The following is a 15549-nucleotide window of genomic DNA, read 5'->3' on the forward strand; positions in this document are numbered from 1 at the left end:
AAAGCCGGCGAGTATAACCGAGTTGTGCGCGTCCCGGCAGCCCGCTTGGCGGGGTGAGGGCACAAAGTCATGATCCCAGCGAAAAAATTACCGACTGCGTAGGTCTTTAAAACCTTCATGCGTAAGGCTTTTCAATTTTTTCACCGCACTATTCAAACGCACCGCCAAGGACAAGCAGACTCCCCCCTTACCGCTTGAGTAAGGGACTACGAATGTTCATTTCAGCGCCGTCAAACCGCTTTACCCTGACCCTCCCGGGCCTTGCCCCTGAACTCCAGGTGCTGGCCTTCAAAGGCAGTGAAGCCATCAGCCAGCCCTACCGCTTCGAGCTGGAACTGGTCAGCCGCCGCGCGGACCTGAACCTCGACGAACTGTTGCACCGCCAGGGTTTCCTCGCCTTCGACGACAGCGGCGCGGGCATCCACGGCCAGGTCTACAGCATCGGCCAGGGCGATAGCGGCCGGCGCTGGACCCACTATCAGCTCACCCTCGTACCGCAACTGACCTACCTGGACCATCGCTTCAACCAGCGCATCTTCCAGAACCAGACCGTACCGCAGATCATCGCCCGGGTGCTCAAGGACCACGGCATCCTCGGCAATGCCTTCAGTTTCAATCTCGCCACGCCCCTGCCAGCCCGCGAGTACTGCGTGCAGTACAACGAGTCCGACCTGGAGTTCATCCAGCGGTTGTGTGCTGAAGACGGCCTGCACTACCACTTCCAGCACAGCCCGGCCGACCATCACCTGGCCTTCGGCGATGACCAGACCCTCTTTCGCCGGCTGGCCAACGCCGTGCCCTATGTACCGGACGGTGGCACCGTGGCCGCGACCGCAAGCATCAAGTCCTTTGACCTGCGCCTGGAGACTCGCAGCAGTCATGCGGCCTTGCGTGATTACGACTTCGAAAAACCGCATACCTTGCTGGAGCGGACCACCCACTGCACTGATTCAACACCAAAACCGGAGTTGGAGGACTATTGCTATCCCGGCCGTTTCAAGCATGACGACGCCGGCAAACAACTCAATCGCCGCCAACTGGAACGCCATCGCGCCGACTATCGACAGGCCTCGGGCAAAAGCAATGCGCCACAATTGGCCAGCGGTCACCTCCTGACCCTGAGCGACCATCCGCAGCCGGACGGGAATGATCTCTGGCTGCTGACCCACCTGACCCACGAAGGTAAACAGCCGCAGGTGCTGGAGGAGTCGGTGCCGAGCCCGAGCGGCGCCGACGGCGATTTCCGCCAGGGCTACCGCAACAGCTTTCTCGCCACACCACGGGATGTGTTCTTTCGGCCGCCGTTGCAAGCGCACGAATCTCGTCGCCTGAATGCCCAGACCGCTATCGTCACCGGGCCGCCCGGGGAAGAAATCCACTGCGACGAATACGGTCGGGTGAAGGTGAAGTTTCACTGGGACCGTTCCGACGAAACCGGCGCCCACAGCAGCTGCTGGTTGCGGGTGGCGTCCGGCCGGGCCGGGTCATGGCGCCGTCAGCCTGCCTCGTGTCGGCATGGAAGTGCTGGTGACCTTTCTCGAAGGCGACCCGGACCAACCGCTGATCGTCGGTTGCCTGAACAACGCGGTGCAGCAAGCGCCCTACCCTCTGCCGGCGCACAAGACCCGCAGCGTGTTCAAAAGCCAGAGCAGTCCGGGTGGCGGTGGCAGTAATGAAATCCGCATCGAGGACCTCAAGGGCCAGGAGCAGATCTATGTGCATGCCCAACGGGATTTCGAGCAGCACATCGAACACGACCAGCACGTACAGGTCGGCCATGAGCGGCATGAAAGGGTTGAAGCCAACAGCTATGCCGAGTTCAGGGCCGAAGAGCATCACACGGTTCATCAGGATCGACGTTGCGAGGTGAAGGGGGATGATCATCTGACGGTGGGACGAAGCCAGCAGGTGAAGGCGGGGGTGGGCCACCTCGTTGAGGCTGGTCAGGAGATTCACCTCTATGCAGGCAAAAAAATCGTTATCGAGGCCGGTACCGAATTGACGATCAAGGTGGGTAGTCACTTCATCAAGCTCGACGGCAACGGTATCAGTCGTGTAGGCCCCGACGCCGATGGGATCGCAGGTACGGGAGCGGGAGTTGCCGTGCTGACGGCCCTCAACCCCGCCGCCGTAGGACAGGCCGGAACCACACATCGCATGCCCGGCAGTTCACCCCAAGAAGCCCACGACGAGCAGATGCAACTGCTCAGCCGCTCCGGCATGCCGCTGAAAGGGATCAAGGTCACCGTTGCAGTGCCTGGAGAAAGCGCCCCTCTGGTTGTCACCAGCGACGTCGACGGACTTCTCCCCCGCATCAAGACCCAAACCGCCCAGGACCTCAAGGCATTTCTGAACTGGGACAAATTCCATGTCCCGGAAGGCGCTGACAGTTACGAAAGGAGTCGCAAGCAATGAGCGCAGATCCAATCCTCACATGCACCACCAATACCCGAGGAACGTGAGCGCGGGCTGGACGTTTGACTCACACAACCTTTCAGGCCAACGCCGGCTCGTGTCGGAGCCGGCTTTATTGGTGATAAGACGCTCAAGATTTGCATCGCCAGAACTGACGCCTTCGCGGGCAAGCTCCGCTCCCACAGTATTTGAATCGCCCCCGGATATTGTGTACGACACAAAGCCTGTGGGAGAGGAGCTTGTCGGGACGCCGCACCGCCGCGAAGAGGCCCTTGAGCCTTGCACTGCCCTTGAGGAAGTCTTCGCCAGCAAGCCGGCCCCACACGGGTGATGTTCAGTCAGGAAACCGTGGCGCTGCGGGTTCGGTCGGTGAAGCGGCCCTGCATCGCGTCCAGCGCGTCGCGGCCATCCTGCAACAGCAGGTAAGAGGCACTGGCGAAGTGCTGAAGATCACGGTCGCAGGTGTTGCCGATGCTCATGCAGGTCAGGCTGTAGCTCAGGTCACGGGCGGCCTTGATGCGTTGGATGGCACACTCATACAGGTCACGCACCGGGGCATCGAGATTGAGGGAGAGAATGGGGACTTCGGTGAGGTTGCTTTGTAGCGGGCGATATTGGGTCATCGATGAAAATCCTTACATAGAGGTATTTACGCTCCGACAGGAATTTCGACCGGCTAAGATCGATCACCGACGCATCGGTGACGACCGAACTATAGTCCAACCGCTCGCCGAATAGTCGCCGCTTTTACAGCTTGAAATACGAGCCACTGCGGATGCCAGTAATGGCGATTTATCCGCCTCAACCAACCCCCACCTGATTACGCCCACTGTTCTTCGCCGAATACAGCCCCTTGTCCGCCGCCGAAATCAGATCGCGACAGTTGCTGCCCTGCTGCGGTATCACCGTGGACACCCCAATGCTGACCGTCAGCACCGCCCCCTCGCCCGGCATATTGTGCGGAATCTTCAACCCCACCACGGTCTGCCGCAGTTTTTCCGCGACCAGTCGCGCACCGCCTTGCGAAGTGTTCGGCAGGACCAACGCAAACTCCTCACCGCCATAACGCGCCGGCAGGTCCGAAGGCCGGTTGCTGGCCTCACGGATTGTCTCCGCCACCTTGCGCAGGGCTTCATCGCCCGCCAGATGACCAAAGCTGTCATTGAAAGCTTTGAAATAGTCCACATCGATCATCAGCAATGACATCTGCATCTGCTCGCGCTGCGCTCGTCGCCACTCCAGCTCCAGGTACTCGTCGAAGTGCCGGCGATTGGACAAGCCGGTCAAGCCATCAGAGTTCATCAAGCGCTGCAGCACCAGGTTGGTGTCAAGCAATTGCTGCTGGCTGACCCGCAATGCGCGATACGCCGCATCACGCTGCAACAAGGTCATATAGGAGCGCGAGTGATAGCGAATGCGTGCCACCAGTTCGATGTTGTCCGGCAACTTGACCAGGTAATCATTGGCCCCGGCGGCAAACGCCGCGCTCTTGATCAGCGGGTCTTCCTTGGTCGAGAGCACGATGATCGGGATGTCCTTGGTCGCCGGGTGATTGCGGTATTCACGCACCAGGCTCAGGCCATCGAGCCCGGGCATCACCAGGTCCTGCAGGATCACCGTCGGCTTGATGCGGATCGCCTGGGCAATCGCCTGGTGCGGATCGGCACAGAAGTGGAAATCGATATTGCTCTCAGTGGCCAGCCCGCGCCGCACCGCCTCGCCGATCATGGCCTGATCGTCAACCAGCAACACCATCGCGGCGTTTTCGTCAGTGGTCTTGAAATCATATAGCTGTAAATCATTCATACGCGGTCACCTGAAATACTGCTTTCAAACCAGGATTGCTGACTATAGAACTCATGTCGGAAATATCTCCAGCAAGCGTGGCGCGATCTTGTTCAGTGGGCGAATCTCAACGGCGGCGTCGATGGCCGCCGCCGCCTTGGGCATGCCGTATACGGCGCTGCTCTGTTGGTCCTGGGCGATGGTCAGGTAGCCGTGCTCGCGCATCAGCTTCAACCCGTGGGCACCGTCGCGGCCCATGCCCGTCAACAACACACCCACCGCATCGCCATTCCAGTAACTGGCGACACTCTCGAAGAACACATCGATGGAAGGCCGATAGATCTCGTTCACCGGCTCGGCGGTGTAGGCCAGGGTCCCGTTTTTCAACAACCGGATATGGTGGTTGGTCCCGGCCAACAGTACGCTGCCAGGCTGCGGTGCCTCGCCATCGCAGGCCAGGCGCACCGGCAGGCCGCAGGCACCGCTCAACCATTCGGCCATACCGGCGGCGAATACCTGGTCGACATGCTGGACCAGGACGATGGCGGCGGGGAAATTAGCAGGCAAACCTTTCAGCAGGGTTTCCAAGGCCGCCGGCCCCCCGGCTGAAGAGCCGATGGCCACCAGTTTCTGCCGCGGGCTGTTGTCCCGGATCGCCGCGCTCACGCTGCGCACCTGGCTGCCACGCTGGCCGATCAGCCAGCCGATATTGAGGATCTTGCGCAACAATGGCGCCGCAGCTTCCTTCGGATTGCCGGCGCCGATGGCCGGAGTGTCGACCACATCCAGGGCGCCGTGGCCCATGGCCTCGAACACCCGGTGGACGTTCTGCTGCCGGTCGACGGTGACAATGACGATGGCACACGGCGACTCGGCCATGATCCGCCGGGTGGCTTCGACGCCATCCATCACCGGCATGATCAGGTCCATCAGGATCAGGTCCGGGGTGTCCTCGGCACAGTGCTGCACCGCTTCGGCGCCATTGCCGGCGACCCAGATCACTTGGTGCGCCGGCTCGAAGGCCAGGGCACGGCGCAATGCTTCCACCGCCATGGGCATATCATTGACGATAGCGATCCTCATCCCTGGGCTCCCCCGATCAACTCGACCACGGCATCGAGCAAGGCGTCGTCATGAAAACTGGCCTTGGCCAGATAATAGTCGGCTCCGGCGTCCAGCCCACGGCGACGGTCTTCTTCACGGTCCTTGTAGGACACCACCATGACCGGCAGCGATTGCAAGCGCGCGTCTTTACGCAAGAGTGTGACCAATTCAATCCCGTCCATTCGTGGCATGTCGATATCGGTGATCAACAGGTCGAAGTCTTCGCCGCGCAGGGCGTTCCAACCGTCCATGCCATCCACCGCGACCGCCACCTCGTACCCGCGGTTGAGCAGCAGTTTGCGTTGCAATTCGCGCACAGTGAGGGAGTCGTCGACCACCAGCACGCGCTTGCGCACCGCCTCGCTGGCCTGGCGCTTGCGCCGGTCGATACGTTCCAGGCGACCGGTATCGAGCAGCTTGTCCACCGAGCGCAGCATGTCCTCGACATCGACGATCAACACCGCCGAACCGTCATCGAGCAAGGCTCCGGCGGAAATATCCTGGACCTTGCCCAGCCGTGGGTCCAGCGGCAATACCACCAGGGTGCGCTCGCCGACAAAACGCTCCACCTCGACCCCATAGACCGCCTCGCGCTCGCGGATCACCACGACCTTGAGGTTGCCATCAGGGTGTTCACTGGCCGGGCGCTGCAACAACTGGCTGGCCGCCACCAGCCCGACATGCCGGCCTTCGTGCCAGAAGTGCTGGCGCCCCTCGAGCTGGACGATGTCCTCGGGGGCCAGGTCGCACATGCGCTCGATATGGGCCAGGGGAAAGGCATAGGCCTCGCCGCCGACTTCCACCACCAGGCTGCGCACCACCGACAAGGTCAGCGGCACTTCAAGGTGGAAACGACTGCCCTGCCCCGTCGTCTGCTCCAGCACCACCGCACCGCGCAACTGGCGGACCATGTGCTGCACCGCGTCGAGGCCAACCCCGCGCCCGGAGACTTCGGTGACCTTGTCGCGCAGGCTGAAACCCGGCAGGAAGAGAAAGCTCAGCAGCTCCTCGTCACTCAGTTGCGCGGCGGTCTCGGCCGGGGACAGCTGGCGCTCGATAACGCTACGCCGGACCCGCTCCAGATCCACGCCGGCGCCGTCATCGCTCAATTGCAGCACCAGCAAGCCGGCCTGGTGCGAGGCGCGCAGGCGAATCAGGCCTTCCGCCGGCTTGCCGGCCAGCACCCGCAGTTCCGGGCTTTCGATTCCATGGTCGACGGCATTGCGCAGCAGGTGGGTCAGCGGCGCTTCGAGTTTCTCCAGCACGTCGCGGTCGACCTGGGTTTTCTCCCCTTCGATTTCCAGGCGTATCTGTTTACCCAGGCTACGGCCCAGGTCGCGGACCATCCGCACCTGGCCACTGAGCACATCGGCAAAGGGCCGCATGCGGCAGGCCAGTGCCGTGTCATACAGGACTTGGGCACGCTGGCTGGCCTGCCAGCCGAACTCGTCCAGCTCCACGGCTTGCGCCGTCAGCATCTGCTGGGACTCGGCCAGCAGGCGCCGGGCATCGGCCAGGGCCTCCTCGGCTTCCAGGCTCAAGCCGACGCTCCTCAAGTGATCGCTGAGTTGGTCCAGGGCGCGCAGGCCTTTGTTCTGTATCCGCCGCGCGCGCTGCATGCTCGCCAGGTAAGGCTTGATGCGCTGGGTTTCCACCAGCGACTTGCTCGACAGGTCGAGCAGGCTGTTCAAGCGTTCGGCGGTAACCCGCAATACCCGCTCGCCGCCTTCGGCAACCCGACGCCCCGGGGGCGTCAGTTCCACCGACGCCGCCTCAACAGGCGTCAGGTCCTGGTCCAGGGGCGCGGGCGGCGGCACCACAGGCTCCAGCGGCGCGGCCACGCTTGGCAGGCCGGGCTCCGTCCGGGCAACGCCAGCGGCAGGATCGAGCAACACCTGCAATCGCAGGACATAAGCCTCGATCTCCTGCGGCCCGACCTTGGCGCTGGGCGTAGCGATGCGCATCAACAGGTCGGTGCCGTGCAGCAAGGCGTCGATATGTTCGGCCTGCAGGTACAGGCGACCTTCCTGGGCGCTGACCAGGCAATCCTCCATCACATGGGCGACGCTGACCCCGGCATCCACGCCGACAATCCGCGCCGCGCCCTTGAGCGAGTGGGCCGCACGCATGCAAGCCTCGAGCTGGTCGGCCTGGGTCGGATTGCGCTCCAGGGCCAGCAGGCCGGCGCTGAGCACCTGGGTCTGGGCCTCGGCCTCCAGGCTGAACAACTCCAGCAGCGACGAGTCGCGCATTTGATCGGGGGTCATGTGAGGCTCCGGGTCACGGCCGACAACAATTGCTCTTCATCCAGCCAACGCAGGCTGCGCCCCCTGAACGGCAGTACACCACGGGTGAACCGCGCGCTGGCCTGGGGGCCGGCGGCGCTGGCATTGTCGAGCAGGCGCTGGTCAATGCCATGAATACCGTCCACCTCGTCCACCGGTAGTACCACCGGACCGCCCTGGGCGCCGACGATCAGCATACGCGGCATGATCCGAGCGCCCGCTGGCGGCGTCACCGAAGCGTCCAGCCCAAGCAACTCCACCAACGACAGGCACGCCACCAGGGCCCCGCGCACATTGGCGACACCGAGCAAGGCCCGTGAGCGCTGGTGCGGCAGGGAATGAATCGGCCGCAGCGGCGCAATTTCCACCAGGCAGCGGGTGGCCAGGCCCAGCCATTCTTCGCCGAGCCGGAACATCAGCAACGAACGGGTGACGATATCGCTGTCGACCTCGACCGTCGCGACCTGCTCGGCACGCTCCTGTTGCAACGAATAACGGTCGAGCAGGCGCGTGGCGGCGGCGGAATACACCGCACAGTTGCGGCAGTGGATATGCTCGGCCAGCAACGGGCAGGACCTGTCGCCGTGGATACCCATGCGGTTCCAGCAATCGTCGATTTTCTCGGCGTCATGGTGGGTCAGGTTCAAGTCTGTCAAACCACTCATCGTTTACGCTCACTGTCAGCGGTGCGCTCGCTCCGGGCGGCGCGCTCCTGCAATCGCCGGGCACCTGCCGCATCACCCTGGGAAGCCAGCAGGGCGGCCAGGTGCACGAGGGCCTCGGGATGTTGCGGTTCCAGGTACAAGGCCTTGCGATAAAAGCCCTGGGCCTCCAGCGCACTGCCGGCCACGTCGCTCAGCAGGCCCAGCCAGTAGAAGACCTGGGCCACCGGCTCGTGTCGGCGCAGGTAGGTTTCGCAGGCCTGGCGTGCCTGGACGCCGTTGCCCTCGTTGGCCAGGGTGGCAATCCGCGCCAGCAGGCTGGCCGCATCGTCCGAAGCCAGCGGCGCTGGCGCGGGGGGCGCGAATGCGGCGTTGGAGGAGAACGGTCGACGCAGCGGCTGCACCGGCGCGCCGACGGCGGGCGACACACGCAGCGGCAAAGGCGGCGGCACAAACACCGGCAGAGGCTCGGGCGCCACCTCCGTCTGCCGGCGAAACGCAAAGGACTGCGCCGCACCGATGGAACGCATGCCTATCCGCCCCAGCAGGTTGCCCTCGGCCGGGCCGATAAACAGCACCCCGTCGACATGGGTAAGACGCTTGAGTATCTCGAAAACCTCGCGTTGCGTGGCCAGGTCGAAATAGATCAGCAAATTGCGGCAGAACACAAAGTCATAGACCTCGCCTGCCCGCAACTCAGGATCGAGCAGGTTACCGCTTTGCAAACGTACCTGTTCGCGGACCCGCTCGCTGAGCCGGTAGCCGTCCGCCACCACGGTGAAATACCGTTCGCGAAACTCGAGGCCCTGGCCGCGAAAGGAGTTCTTGCCGTACACCGCGCGCTTGGCCCGCTCCACCGACAGCGGGCTGACGTCAATGCCGTCGACCTTGAACTGGTGCGGCGCCAGGCCGGCATCGAGCAGGGCCATGGCAATCGAATAGGGCTCTTCGCCGGTGGAACAGGGCAGGCTGAGGATCTTCAAGGCACGCATGCCCTTGAGCTGCGCCAGCCGCTCGATGGCCAGGCGTGCCAGGGTGGAAAAGGACTCCGGGTACCGGAAGAACCAGGTTTCCGGGACGATCACCGCTTCGATCAGCGCTTGCTGCTCGTCGCCGCTGGCCAGCAGCCGGGTCCAGTAGTGCTCCGCCGTCGGCATCTGCAACTGGGTACAACGCTGGCGCACGGCACGCTCGATAATCGCCGGGCCGACCGAGGCCACGTCGAGACCGATGCGCTGCTTGAGGAAGTCGAAAAAGCGTGGGTCGTCACTCATGCCGGCGCCTCATCCGCGGCTGGAAACAGCAGCGCGCGCACCTCGGCACTGAGCAGGTCATTGACCCGGATACGTTGCAGCAGGCCCTGGGCATCTTCACGCACCGGTCCCAGGTAGGGTGCCGCGCGATTATCCAGGCCATAGGGCTGGAAGTCCGCCGGGTTGCAGCGCAGGGTATCGGTGGCCTGCTCGAGAATCAGCCCGAGCAAGCGCCCGGGCACCTCGCCGGCGGGACGGTAATGCACCAGTACCAGGCGCGTGCTGGTGCGCGCCGCCGCCGGCGTGCCAAAGGTCATGGCGCTGACATCGATCACCGGCACCATCGCCCCCCGATGGGCCAACACCCCCACGACCCAGGCCGGGGCCTGGGCAATCGGCTTGAGTTGCAGGCGCGGCAGCACTTCGGCCACTTCGACGGCCTCCAGGGCATAGCGTTCGCCCTGGATACGAAAGACCAGGAACAGGCTGTTCCCGGGCTGCGCGCTGGCAACGCGTTTAGCCACCCACTCGCTCATCAGACTTTGAAACGCGAGACGCCGCTGCGCAGGCCCACCGCGACCTGGCTCAGCTCGTCGATGGCGAAACTGGCCTGGCGCAGGGATTCGACGGTCTGGCTGCTCGCGTCGCCCAGTTGCACCAGGGCGAGGTTGATCTGCTCGGCGCCGGTAGCCTGGGCCTGCATGCCTTCGTTGACCATCAGCACCCGTGGGGCCAGGGCCTGGACCTGATGGATGATCTGCGACAGTTGCTCACCGACCTGCTGCACTTCGAACATGCCGCGACGCACTTCCTCGGAGAACTTGTCCATGCCCATGACCCCGGCGGACACCGCCGACTGGATCTCACGGACCATCTGCTCGATATCGTAGGTGGCGACGGCGGTCTGGTCCGCCAGGCGCCGCACTTCGGTGGCGACCACGGCAAAACCGCGGCCGTACTCGCCAGCCTTTTCCGCTTCGATGGCGGCATTGAGGGACAACAGGTTGGTCTGGTCGGCGACCTTGACGATGGTCACCACCACCTGGTTGATGTTGCCGGCCTTCTCGTTGAGGATCGCCAGCTTGGAGTTCACCAGGTCGGCGGCGCCCATCACCGAATGCATGGTTTCCTCCATGCGCGCCAGGCCTTGCTGGCCGGAACCGGCCAGCACCGAGGCCTGGTCGGCGGCGGTGGAGACTTCGGTCATGGTCCGCACCAGGTCGCGGGAGGTCGCGGCGATTTCCCGCGAGGTCGCGCCGATCTCGGTGGTGGTCGCGGCGGTCTCGGTGGCCGTGGCCTGCTGTTGCTTGGAGGTGGCGGCGATTTCCGTGACCGAGGTGGTGACCTGCACCGAGGAACGCTGGGCCTGGGAAACCAGGGCCGTGAGCTCGGTCATCATGTCGTTGAAGCCGGTTTCCACCGCGCCGAACTCGTCCTTGCGCTCCAGGTTCAGGCGGCTGCTAAGGTCACCGGTGCGCATGATTTCGAGGATTTCGACAATTCGCTGCATCGGCGCCATGATCGCCCGCATCAACAGCAGGCCACAGAGGCCGGCAGCCACCAGCGCGATCAGCAAGGAAATGCCCATGCTGAGTTTCGCCGCGGACACGGCGGCGGAAATCGAGGCAGTGTCCTGGTCGGCGACATCCTTGTTCTGGTTGATGATGTCATTGAGTTGATTGCGACCGGCGGACCAGGCAGGCGCCAGTTGTTCGTTGAACATCCGGATAGCCTGGTCGTTCTGCTTGTGCTGGTAGAGATCGAGCACGCTGGTCAGCAACTTGTCGTAAGCCACGTGATCACGTTTGAATGCGTCGAAGGCCGCTTGGTCTTCCTGGGTGAAAATGGTCTTCTGGTAGTTGTCGATCTGCGCGCTCAGGCGGTTTTCAAAGTCCTTGAACTGCGCCTGGTCGGCGGCACTGATGTTGCCGTCGGCGGTGAACCCCAACAGTTGCTGGGTCAGCACATAGCTGTCGACCCAGGCGCTGCGGATCATGGTGCTGTAGTAAACCCCGGGAAGGGCGTCGGTGCGCACGCTTTCCTCGCTGGACTCGATCGACAGCAGCCGGGAATACGCGGCGACGACCATCAGCAGCATGATCGCGATGATTACCGCAAAGCTTGCCAGTATTCGTTGGCGCAACGTCCAGTTCTTCACTCGCAGTCCTCTAGAGCCATTCAAATGAAGGGCAGTATAGCCGAGCGTGTGTCATCCTTGAGCCATCCATCCCAGGAACCTTGTTCATGCCCGTCCTGCCCAGCCTGCGCAGCCGTTTTGCGTTGATGATTGCCTTGTTGGTCGGCTTGCTGAGCTGGTTGCTGGGTGCATTGATCAGCCACGACTCCAGTTCCCGGATGATGCGCGAAATTGGCCAGGATCTGGCCGAAAATGCCTACCAGATGTCCGATCGACTGGACCGTGACATGGCCAGCCGGATCCACCTGCTGAGTGTCATCAGTCGGCTCCAGGTCATACAGCAAGCCTCGGACACCCGGCAGATCCGGCACCTGCTCAATCATTTGCAGGCGCAGTTCCCCAGCCTCGCCTGGGTCGGCTTCGTCGCGCCCGACGGCGTGGTCAAGGCGGCGACCCAAGGCATTCTCGAACAGGCCAATATCGGCGAACGCCCCGTGTTCAGCCAGGGCCGCGAGCAGTTGTTCGTCGGTGATGTGCATGACGCCAAGCGACTGTCCAAACTGCTGCCCAACCCCAGTGGCGAGCCCATGAAGTTCGTGGACATCAGCTTGCCGGTGCTCAGCGACGAACTCAGCAACATACCATCACAAAATAAAGTAGGGGTCCTCGCGGCACACCTCTCCTGGGACTGGGCCGAAGAGCTGCGTCAATCCTTGTACGAACCCCGGCAGATCCGGCGTAAAGCTGAATTTTTCGTACTTGCCGCCAACCACCAGCTCATCCTCGGTCCCAAGGACTCGATCGGCCAGGCATTGCCCCTGCCCTTGCTCGATGACCCCGGCGGCCAACAGACCCGCTGGGGCGTCCAGCGCTGGCCGGACGGCAAGGACTACCTCACGGGCATTGCCGTGAGTCGCGGCTACGGCAGCTATAGCGGACTGGGCTGGACCGTGGTCGCGCGCCAGACGCTCGACGAGGCCTACGCCCCAACCAATCAATTGCAGCGCGATATCCTGGTCTGGGGCATTGCCCTGGCGGTGGTTACCGCCTTTGTCGGCTGGCTGTTGGCTACCTGGTTTACCCGACCGCTGCATGACATCGCCAGGGCCGCCGACCGTTTGAGCCTGGGCGAATCCATGGAGATTCCCGAGATCAAGGGCACCCGGGAAATCGCTCAACTGAGCCAGTCGATCCGCCATCTGGTGGACAGCCTGAGCAATCACCAGACCGCCCTGGGCCTGATGGAGAGCCTGGCTCACCACGACGCCCTGACCGGTTTGCCGAACCGCGCCGCGCTGGAGAAATACCTGCCCCGGGCCCAGCAACGCAGCCAGGCGCAGAATCATTACCTGGCCGTGCTGTATCTGGACCTGGACGGTTTCAAGCCGATCAACGACCAGTTCGGCCATGCCGGCGGCGATGAGTTGCTCAGGGAAGTGGCCAGTCGTTTGCGCGTCTGTCTGCGCGAAGGCGACCTGGTGGCGCGCCTGGGCGGCGATGAGTTCCTGATGGTCCTGCAGGTGCCCCGCCACGATGCCATCGACCAGGCACGCAGCGTTGCCGAGCGGGTACTGGCCAGCCTGGGACAAGCGTTCCGGGTGCACGATGCCCCTGCGTGGATCGGCTGCAGCATCGGCGGCGCATTGTGGCCCCCGGATGCCCCGGACATGAGCGACGTGCTGGGCCTCGCGGACCAGGCCCTGTACCGCGCCAAGCATGCGGGCAAGGGCCAGGCGCATTTTCATGAGGCGGTAAAAGGCTGACGGCTTGCGTTGAGCGGACGGCCCGCGCTGCTTGCTGCACTAGCGAAACGCCTTTTATGGTATACGCTGACCACTGCAAGAATAATGAAGCGATTCAAATCAATGGAATGAAGAGCGAAATACGATGGCTGACCAGACTTATCAAGGCAGAAAGCAACGGCGCAATCCCGACGATACGGTCAGCCAACGCAAATCGGTGGTATTAAAAGATAATCGTGCGCAATCGCAGCAAGGCAGGGTATTACATGATGCGCGCCCGACATCGGCGCAGTTAGCCCGGACACCTGTCGCAGAGTCCAATCATACGGGTCTGCCGGATCAGCTTAAAGCCGGTATAGAGTCACTGTCAGGCATGAACATGGATCATGTCAACGTCCACTACAACTCAAATAAACCCGCCCAGCTAAATGCCCATGCTTATGCGCAAGGCAGTCAGATTCACCTGGCCTCAGGGCAGGAAAAACATTTACCGCATGAAGCCTGGCATGTGGTGCAGCAGGCACAGGGTCGGGTGAAACCGACAATGCAAATGAAGGGAAACGTTGGGGTGAATGATGATCGGAGGTTGGAACGAGAAGCTGACGTGATGGGTGATCAGGCCGCGCAAATGATAGCGCAGACGAAGATGAAGGTTACCCCGACGCCCCCAAGCGCTGAAAATAAAACTGTTCAGCGTGTCGTCATAGCAGGCGGCAAAACGGCACAAGACATCGAAAAGCAGGGTGAATTGGAGCCTGGTGACATAGCCGTTCTAAGAAACTGGGACACCTCAAAAACCCTCCACCACTTCCCAGACGAAGCTACTCTTTTAGAAGCAATAGAGCGTGCAAAGAGCCAACAAGAACTCGACAAAAAAAATAATCATTTCAGTCCCTCTGGCCTGTACCACAAGGACAACCTCAAGTTCTTGACAACATCGCCCGACAGGCTGCCAACCTTATATTTTAAAACAGCCGGCAACAACGACAGCGGGCGAATCAGGCAACAGCACGCCAGTGGTCCTCTTGTTAAATCCCAGACCGGAAAAATAGATTACTTTTTTCTCGAAAAAGAAAAAATGTTAGCTTTCAGAAAGGCCTTGAGAAACATCAAAAAAGATGCAGGCAAACTAAAAGATATTAATGTGACAGAGCATGGCGGTTCACTTGAGGCCAGCGAGGGCGCTTATCACCTTGAAGTCACATATAAAAAAGACGCCGACGGAAATATCGTTGAGATAGCCAGTACACATCCTTCTGGTGGAACAGTTGCCCTGAGTCACGACACCTATTCGCAAGAAAAAATAGAGCACACTTATAAACAGGCAACCGGACAGATGCCTTGAAAACAAACACCCCCTCGAAGTCAACGCACCTATAGGGTCTGGTAACCTCACCTCAGTTTCACTTGCACGACAAAAAAACCTTCCCCACATAGAGCACGGTAAATACGAGTGTCTTGCGAAAAACCTTCACTCAAACGCCCGCACACAGTTAAACCACCCGCTCACACTTCCACATCAACAACGTAAAATCGTCCACCCGATACCCATCCACCACCTCCACATTACCCGACAGGCTTTGACAATACGCCAGCACCCCCGCCCGATCATGCCCCACCAATAGTGGATGTTCAGGAAATAGTGCCGCATCCAGCATATTAAATGCCAGCCCATGCCGCGCCGCCTGATAAAACTTCGCAATCATCCGCTGATAATAGTCCACCTCGGTACTGCGATAACTCAGCGCTCCGCTGGCAAACACATAATCCACCTCGGGCAGTATCAACTGGCTGAAGTCGCACTGATAAAACGCCACATTGTCTTGTCCGGAAAAGCGCGCCTGGGCCGTCTCGATAAACTCGGGCAGCAGATCAACCCCGATATAGGCGCCGAGAGCGGCAGCGTCCGGCGCAATACGATCCAGATAGGCCTTCAAATCCCCATGCCCGCAACCGACATCCAGCACTGTACAGCCCTGTAGCGGGCCAATCCGCGCCAACACCGCAAAGCGGGCATCCTGGCTGTGCTGGTCTTTCCAGCCCAACGCCTTGGTCGAGCCCCTTGAATGCTCGGCAATGCGATGACGGTGAAAATGCATCAGTGTCGCCTTCTCAATCAGGTTAACCATCTGCCGAACCCGTCAGTTCCATTAGAGATGCCCACGG

At 61.6% G+C, this 15549-nt stretch carries 11 protein-coding genes and 1 pseudogene; 3 read left to right on the forward strand and 9 right to left on the reverse strand.

Features of this window, described 5'->3' with window-relative positions:
• The first annotated feature begins 212 nt into the window (after window positions 1-212).
• A pseudogene (locus M5B96_RS01095) lies at window positions 213-2415 on the forward strand (type VI secretion system tip protein VgrG).
• Window positions 2416-2753: 338 nt separating this feature from the next.
• Here the strand turns inward: M5B96_RS01095 and M5B96_RS01100 are convergent.
• The 8 genes from M5B96_RS01100 to M5B96_RS01135 form a co-directional block, all read right to left on the reverse strand.
• Window positions 2754-3038 carry a hypothetical protein gene (locus tag M5B96_RS01100; protein ID WP_248794670.1) on the reverse strand — a complete coding sequence of 95 codons (285 nt, stop codon included), beginning with the start codon at window positions 3036-3038 and terminating at the stop codon, window positions 2754-2756.
• A gap of 178 nt (window positions 3039-3216) precedes the next feature.
• Window positions 3217-4221, reverse strand: coding sequence for a response regulator (locus M5B96_RS01105; protein ID WP_248794671.1), 1005 nt, complete (start codon window positions 4219-4221; stop codon window positions 3217-3219).
• Between the two features lie 51 nt (window positions 4222-4272).
• Window positions 4273-5283, reverse strand: coding sequence for a chemotaxis response regulator protein-glutamate methylesterase (locus tag M5B96_RS01110; protein WP_248794672.1), 1011 nt, complete (start codon window positions 5281-5283; stop codon window positions 4273-4275).
• Window positions 5280-7571, reverse strand: coding sequence for a hybrid sensor histidine kinase/response regulator (locus M5B96_RS01115; RefSeq protein ID WP_248794673.1), 2292 nt, complete (start codon window positions 7569-7571; stop codon window positions 5280-5282). Before M5B96_RS01115 ends, M5B96_RS01110 begins: the two co-directional genes overlap by 4 nt.
• Window positions 7568-8254: a chemotaxis protein CheW gene (locus M5B96_RS01120; RefSeq protein ID WP_248794674.1), complete on the reverse strand. Its 687-nt coding sequence runs from the start codon at window positions 8252-8254 to the stop codon at window positions 7568-7570. Before M5B96_RS01120 ends, M5B96_RS01115 begins: the two co-directional genes overlap by 4 nt.
• Complete coding sequence (locus M5B96_RS01125; RefSeq protein ID WP_248794675.1) at window positions 8251-9525, reverse strand: CheR family methyltransferase; 1275 nt, start codon at window positions 9523-9525, stop codon at window positions 8251-8253. Before M5B96_RS01125 ends, M5B96_RS01120 begins: the two co-directional genes overlap by 4 nt.
• A complete protein-coding gene (locus tag M5B96_RS01130) occupies window positions 9522-10040 on the reverse strand; it encodes a chemotaxis protein CheW (RefSeq protein WP_248794676.1) in 519 nt (172 codons plus the stop codon). Before M5B96_RS01130 ends, M5B96_RS01125 begins: the two co-directional genes overlap by 4 nt.
• Window positions 10040-11662, reverse strand: a complete 1623-nt coding sequence (locus M5B96_RS01135; protein ID WP_248794677.1) for a methyl-accepting chemotaxis protein — start codon at window positions 11660-11662, stop codon at window positions 10040-10042. The genes M5B96_RS01130 and M5B96_RS01135 overlap by 1 nt, the downstream gene beginning before the upstream one ends.
• Window positions 11663-11748: 86 nt before the next feature.
• On the opposite strand from M5B96_RS01135, the gene M5B96_RS01140 reads away from it, so the two are divergent.
• Both M5B96_RS01140 and M5B96_RS01145 read left to right on the forward strand, forming a co-directional pair.
• A complete protein-coding gene (locus tag M5B96_RS01140; protein ID WP_248794678.1) occupies window positions 11749-13404 on the forward strand; it encodes a diguanylate cyclase domain-containing protein in 1656 nt (551 codons plus the stop codon).
• A 124-nt stretch (window positions 13405-13528) separates the two neighbouring features.
• Complete coding sequence (locus tag M5B96_RS01145) at window positions 13529-14728, forward strand: DUF4157 domain-containing protein (RefSeq protein WP_248794679.1); 1200 nt, start codon at window positions 13529-13531, stop codon at window positions 14726-14728.
• Between the two features lie 148 nt (window positions 14729-14876).
• Here M5B96_RS01145 and M5B96_RS01150 read toward each other — a convergent pair whose 3' ends face one another.
• Entirely contained in the window at window positions 14877-15512 is a 636-nt protein-coding gene (locus M5B96_RS01150; RefSeq protein WP_248794680.1) for a class I SAM-dependent methyltransferase, read from the reverse strand.
• Between the last annotated feature and the right edge of the window lie 37 nt (window positions 15513-15549).

It is taken from the genome of Pseudomonas sp. MWU13-2105 (genome assembly GCF_023242315.1).
Classification (GTDB): domain Bacteria; phylum Pseudomonadota; class Gammaproteobacteria; order Pseudomonadales; family Pseudomonadaceae; genus Aquipseudomonas.

Excerpts from the sequence above, each read along its gene's own strand:
- M5B96_RS01100 (WP_248794670.1), bottom strand. The coding sequence starts at position 3,038 with ATGACCCAATATCGCCCGCTACAAAGCAACCTCACCGAAGTCCCCATT.
- M5B96_RS01105 (WP_248794671.1), bottom strand. The coding sequence starts at position 4,221 with ATGAATGATTTACAGCTATATGATTTCAAGACCACTGACGAAAACGCC.
- M5B96_RS01110 (WP_248794672.1), bottom strand. The coding sequence starts at position 5,283 with ATGAGGATCGCTATCGTCAATGATATGCCCATGGCGGTGGAAGCATTG.
- M5B96_RS01115 (WP_248794673.1), bottom strand. The coding sequence starts at position 7,571 with ATGACCCCCGATCAAATGCGCGACTCGTCGCTGCTGGAGTTGTTCAGC.
- M5B96_RS01120 (WP_248794674.1), bottom strand. The coding sequence starts at position 8,254 with ATGAGTGGTTTGACAGACTTGAACCTGACCCACCATGACGCCGAGAAA.
- M5B96_RS01125 (WP_248794675.1), bottom strand. The coding sequence starts at position 9,525 with ATGAGTGACGACCCACGCTTTTTCGACTTCCTCAAGCAGCGCATCGGT.
- M5B96_RS01130 (WP_248794676.1), bottom strand. The coding sequence starts at position 10,040 with ATGAGCGAGTGGGTGGCTAAACGCGTTGCCAGCGCGCAGCCCGGGAAC.
- M5B96_RS01140 (WP_248794678.1), top strand. The coding sequence starts at position 11,749 with ATGCCCGTCCTGCCCAGCCTGCGCAGCCGTTTTGCGTTGATGATTGCC.
- M5B96_RS01145 (WP_248794679.1), top strand. The coding sequence starts at position 13,529 with ATGGCTGACCAGACTTATCAAGGCAGAAAGCAACGGCGCAATCCCGAC.
- M5B96_RS01150 (WP_248794680.1), bottom strand. The coding sequence starts at position 15,512 with ATGGTTAACCTGATTGAGAAGGCGACACTGATGCATTTTCACCGTCAT.